The organism is Mesotoga infera (assembly GCA_011045915.1).
GTDB classification, from domain to species: domain Bacteria; phylum Thermotogota; class Thermotogae; order Petrotogales; family Kosmotogaceae; genus Mesotoga; species Mesotoga infera_D.
The window spans coordinates 1-4,974 of the sequence record DSBT01000083.1; the positions used below are offsets into that span (position 1 = coordinate 1).

At 48.3% G+C, this 4,974-nt stretch carries 5 protein-coding genes; 1 reads left to right on the plus strand and 4 read right to left on the minus strand.

Going from position 1 to position 4,974, the window contains the following annotated elements; all coding sequences use genetic code 11:
* On the plus strand, positions 1-100 hold a 100-nt coding region (locus ENN47_02880), incomplete at its 5' end, for a F0F1 ATP synthase subunit epsilon (protein ID HDP77129.1).
* 360 nt (positions 101-460) lie between these two features.
* Here ENN47_02880 and plsY read toward each other — a convergent pair.
* The 4 genes from plsY to ispH form a co-directional block, all read right to left on the minus strand.
* On the minus strand, positions 461-1,084 hold the full coding sequence (plsY, locus tag ENN47_02885; protein HDP77130.1) for a glycerol-3-phosphate 1-O-acyltransferase: 624 nt from the start codon (positions 1,082-1,084) through the stop codon (positions 461-463).
* Positions 1,081-2,406, minus strand: coding sequence for a ribosome biogenesis GTPase Der (locus tag ENN47_02890; GenBank protein HDP77131.1), 1,326 nt, complete (start codon positions 2,404-2,406; stop codon positions 1,081-1,083). The genes plsY and ENN47_02890 overlap by 4 nt, the downstream gene beginning before the upstream one ends.
* Positions 2,406-4,127, minus strand: coding sequence for a S1 RNA-binding domain-containing protein (locus tag ENN47_02895; GenBank protein ID HDP77132.1), 1,722 nt, complete (start codon positions 4,125-4,127; stop codon positions 2,406-2,408). Before ENN47_02895 ends, ENN47_02890 begins: the two co-directional genes overlap by 1 nt.
* Positions 4,099-4,974: 4-hydroxy-3-methylbut-2-enyl diphosphate reductase (gene ispH, locus ENN47_02900; protein ID HDP77133.1), on the minus strand; the 876-nt coding region annotated here is incomplete at its 5' end. The genes ENN47_02895 and ispH, both read right to left, overlap by 29 nt.

Here is a 4,974-nt window from a genome sequence, read left to right on the forward strand (position 1 = left end):
GGAATTGCTTGAAGTCAGCAAATCCAGGCGTGAACGCGCCAGAAACGAGGCGAAACTTCAGCGGCATATGCTGAGAATCAAGATTGGCTCGAGGGGATAATTGCCCGGAGAAACGTCCGGGGACATCTCGCCGCCTGCGGCGGGACGCAATGCACTGAGGAGCATCAGTGGACGCAAGGCTGGCGAAGATCACGCCAGGTCGCAATGCCCGGAGATACATCCGGGGACGCAAGGCCCGCTTCGCGGGGATGAAAACCACTTCAAAATCAGACGCAAGGCTGCCTTCGGCAGGAGGCGAGGCTCGCTGGCGTGAGGAAGTGATGCTGGCGCTTGCACGCCAGGAGGCAAAAAGAGCTAGTCTGCTTACGCAGGACTCATTGCACTGAGGAGCATCAGTGGACGCAATGCCCGCCAAACGAATTCAGAACCTGCCTTTGCGAAGCGAAGACTAGGCAACTACCTAACGAGTTTTCATTTCGTTGCGTTTTCTTTTGAAGGCAGCGACGAGATCGGTCTTTCTCTCCTCACCCTTTAACAGTGCGGCGACGTTCTTCCTGTGTCTGAACAGAGAAAAACCGAAGAAGGCTAGCATCCATAGACCGACCGTATAGCCTTCAGTCAGGAAGAGAATGCCTGAAAGAATTCCGAGAGCAAGAACCGATCCCAAGGATACGTACTGTGTTAGAAGGACGATCGGGATCCATATCCCGAAAAAGACGGCGACGTACCAGGGCAGAGTTCCAGAAAGTGTTCCTACTGTGCAGGCCACTGCTTTGCCGCCTCTGAATTTCAAGAAGATCGAATAACTATGACCGACAGCTGCGAAAAAACCAATCATCATTCCCTCAGCGAGAGAGACCCCGAAGACTGCCCGGGCAATTATTACTGGAATGAAGGCCTTGAGGCCGTCAAGTATCATGGCAACGGCTCCCGCGTAGCCGCCCATGCTTCTCAATACATTGGTTCCACCGACGTTGCCGCTCCCGACTTTGGTGATGTTAACCCCGCGAACGAGCGGAACGATGAAACTGAAGGGAATAGAACCCATTATATATCCTATGAGTGCGAATAGTACGTACCTCATCTCTTTCTCCTGAGTTTCAAGAAGATCGGAGTGCCGTCGAACGGATCGAAATTCAGTCGTATAGAATTTCTTATTCCTCGTAGATACGGCTCTGTGAAGAGGGCGGGATCATTGACATTCAGCATTATTATGGGTGGACGGCCGGCAATTTGAGCTCCGTAGTAGATTTTCCCCCGTTTCTTGCCCTTCCCCGGCGCCGGGGTTCCCTCGGAGTATCTCTGCAGAAGCGTATTGAGGAGACCGGTAGGTATCCTAAGATCTATCTTCTTCGTTACCAGCATTATGTTGTCAAGCAATTCATCCATGCCTTCGCCAGTTAAAGTCGAAGTGAAGACAACTGGACTGTAGTCGATGAAGTACAGGTCTTGTTTGAAGGTCTTCGACAGGGCCTTTTTCCTTCTCTCGTCAACAAGGTCGCACTTGTTGAAGACCGCGATCGTCGCCTTTCCATTTTTCTCAGCAAGGCCTGCGATGCGCTGGTCCTGATTGCCTATTCCATCGGCAGAATCGATTACCATAATGATTATGTCCGATCTTTCAAGCGCATCGATAGCTCTCATTACACTGTAGTATTCTACGTTCATTACCTTGACTTTGGACTTCTTCCTTATGCCCGCGGTATCGATAAAGGTAATTGGCGTTTCATCAATGACCACCGTTTCATCAACTGTGTCGCGCGTAGTGCCGGAAACTTCTGTCACAAGACTTCTAGGGCTGCCCACAATCCAATTGAAAATAGAGGACTTTCCCGCGTTGGGCTTTCCAACAATCGCGATTTTCAGTCCAGATTCATCATTGTCTTCAAGTTCAACAGAATGGCCGAGAGAAATAAGACGATCGAAGATCTCGTCCAAAAGTATGTCGATGTTCAGACCGTGAGCAGAAGATACTTTTATTGGATCGCCGAAGCCGAGTGAAAAGATCTCATTCCCGACACTTGAGTAAAAGGAATCGGGATTCTCAACCTTGTTGGCGACAAAGACAACCTGCAAGTGCTGTTTTCTCAAGTAATCTGCCAGTTCAAGATCTGCGCTGGTGAGACCGTTTCTTCCGTCCACAACGAAAAGAATAAGATCACCCTCGCTCAGAAGCTCGAGGGTGACCTCTTTCATCTTCTCTTCGACTATGTTTTCCGGATTCTCAAAAAGGCCGCATGTATCGACAAGCTGAAAGGTACGCTGCTGCCAGTCGACTCTTCCCACAGTGAAATCACGTGTTACACCGGGAATATCATCTACTATGGCTCTCCTGCCGCCTACAAGTCTATTGAATAAAGTTGACTTTCCCACATTTGGTCGTCCAATAATGAGGACGGTGGCCACTAGAGGCTTTCTCCTTCTTCCTCAAGTTGATTCTTGATCATCTCTCCGAGGCTGTTGGAGTTTACTGTCCCGCTTCCATTGCCATTTAGATCCTTAAGTACCTTTTCGGTTTCGGCCGCTTCTTTGTCTTTAATTAGCTGCCTTATGGAAACAACCATGTTTCTCGTATCGTTGTCTGGATCGTAAACCAGTCTTATTACTTTGAATTGATCGTGTCTGCCGACTTCAACCAAGTCTTCGATGTTTTCGGTTCTCTCCAGAGAGACCTGAGAAACTGGCAAGAATGCTTCGACTCCGTAGGAATCGATCATTATTATCGCACCTGACTTCGTCAGTCTGGTGACGGTGCCGGTAACGTGATCACCAACGGAAAGTTCTTCGGAAACCTTTTCCCAGGGATCGGAAGTAGCCTGTTTGATACTAAGTCTCATTCTTCTGTTGACCCTGTCTATGGAGAGTATCTTGATATCTATCTCGTCGCCTTCTTTCACTACATCTTCTATCCTGTCCACGAAGTTCCATGAGACTTCCGAGACGGGCACAAAACCAGAGACATACTCTTCCAGTTCGAGAATGACGCCGGTGGGAAGGACCTTCGCAGTCCTGGCCTTCAGGATGTCACCTTCCTTGTATTTGTCTCCAATGCTTTCCCAGGGATCGCCCATCGCTTCTCTGTAAGAGAGAGAAAGCGTTCTCTTCTCCTCGTTTATCTCCTTAATGTTTACCTTCACTTCGTCTCCAACTTCCACAACGCTCTTCAGATCCTTCTTTATATTTCCCCAGAAAACCTCCGAGATATGGACAAGACCCTCCACTCCGGGCTCTAGTGAGACGAAGAAGCCGAACGGCGTAATATTCTTCACAGTGCCGACGACAGTCGAATCGACCTCGTACCTCTCGCTTAGTGTCGACCATGGATCCTCGCTCATCTGTTTAAGAGACAGGGAGATCTTCTTTTCTTTTTCATCTATGCCTATTACCTTTGTCTTGACTGTCTCTCCGGGCTTGAGCAGATCACCTATTCTCACACTGGCATCCCAGCTCATTTCCGAGGCAGGAATCAGCGCGGTCACGTTGTCGTTCAGTTTGACGAAAGCTCCGAAGTTCTTTATCGACTCGACAGTTCCTTCAAGTTCCTGACCGACTTCAATTGTCTGGAAATAGGCCTTTATTGCCTCTTCCTGGAATGCGCGAAGAGAAACAACAACATTGATACCGTTTCTCTGTCTCTTGAATCTGATTACTTTGAACTTCAAAGTTCCTTCAGGTGCCGGGTCGCCCTTTCGGATTCCGGATTCGGAGCCTGGAAGAAAGGCCGGGACACTCTTGACAAGTCTTACATTGTATCCTGCATTTGTCTCTGAGACAATCTTTCCGTCTATCGCCTTGCCTTCTCTGTAAGCCTTTTCCACCTTGCTGACTGCCTGTCTTGCGTGAACTCTCTTCTCGGAGACCGTACTTCTACCTTCTTCTTCGTTGGTCTTTATGACCATGACTTCTATCTTATCTCCAACGTTGTACTCTTCAATATCATTTACCAGCTGATCCGAGGGAACGAACCCATCGAGTTTTCCGTCCATTATCACCATCAAGCCGTCTGGCTGGACGGAGAAAACCTCTGCATCCTTTCTACTGCCTTTCCTAACTGAGGAAACATCCATCTGTTCAAATATCTCCTCCATGCTCAGGTTTTCATCTTGCCGATTCATTTTCTCTTCCATTGTCGGTTACCTCCCTATTATTGTCTATGTAATCCAGTATCTTCTGGATTTGCTCGTACGGAGTTGATGTGCCGCTAATCAGAGCAACCTTCCCCATATCGCCTCGAGGAAGATCCTTCAAATCTGTGACGTGAAGCGCCTTTTTACCGAGTCTTTGGACTATCTTAACTAGTTTCTTCGTATTAGAGCTGTTTCTCCCTCCGATAACTATAACCGTGTCGGAAATTCTTGCCAGTCGCTCCGCTTCAGATTCTCTCTGTATCGTGACTTTGCAGATCGTATTGTACACAGTCGCCTTTTCTCCAAGTCTGGTCTGCACAAACGAAGCGAAACCTTCGAAATCCACGTTACTCATAGTAGTCTGAGAAACGATGGCAACGCGTTCGATGCCTTCCAACTCTTTCAACACCCAGTCGTAATCTTCTCCAGGCTGTACAATCAGATAGCTCTTCAGTCTGCCAGAAAGAGCCGTGACTTCGGGGTGATTTCTCTTCCCGAATACCACAACAAAGTTGCCTTGCTGTTCAAGATCGACTGCCAGGCTAAATACATTGTACACTATAGGACAAGTCAGGTCTATTACTTCATCGAAAACACGGCGTAATTTCTCTTCAGATGAGGGGTCGATCCCGTGTGCGCGGATTATTGCTATTCCCTCATGCCTTTCAGAGAGAAGGGTGTCTTCAATCATCTCGAGACCAAGTTCTTTCAGGTCGTTCATTACTTTTTCATTATGGACGATCTCTCCGGTCGCGTAGACCTTCTTGCCTGACTTAAGAAGCTTAATTGCTTCGCTTACGGCCCTGTCTACCCCGTAGCAGAAGCCGACCGACCTTGCAAGTTGGAC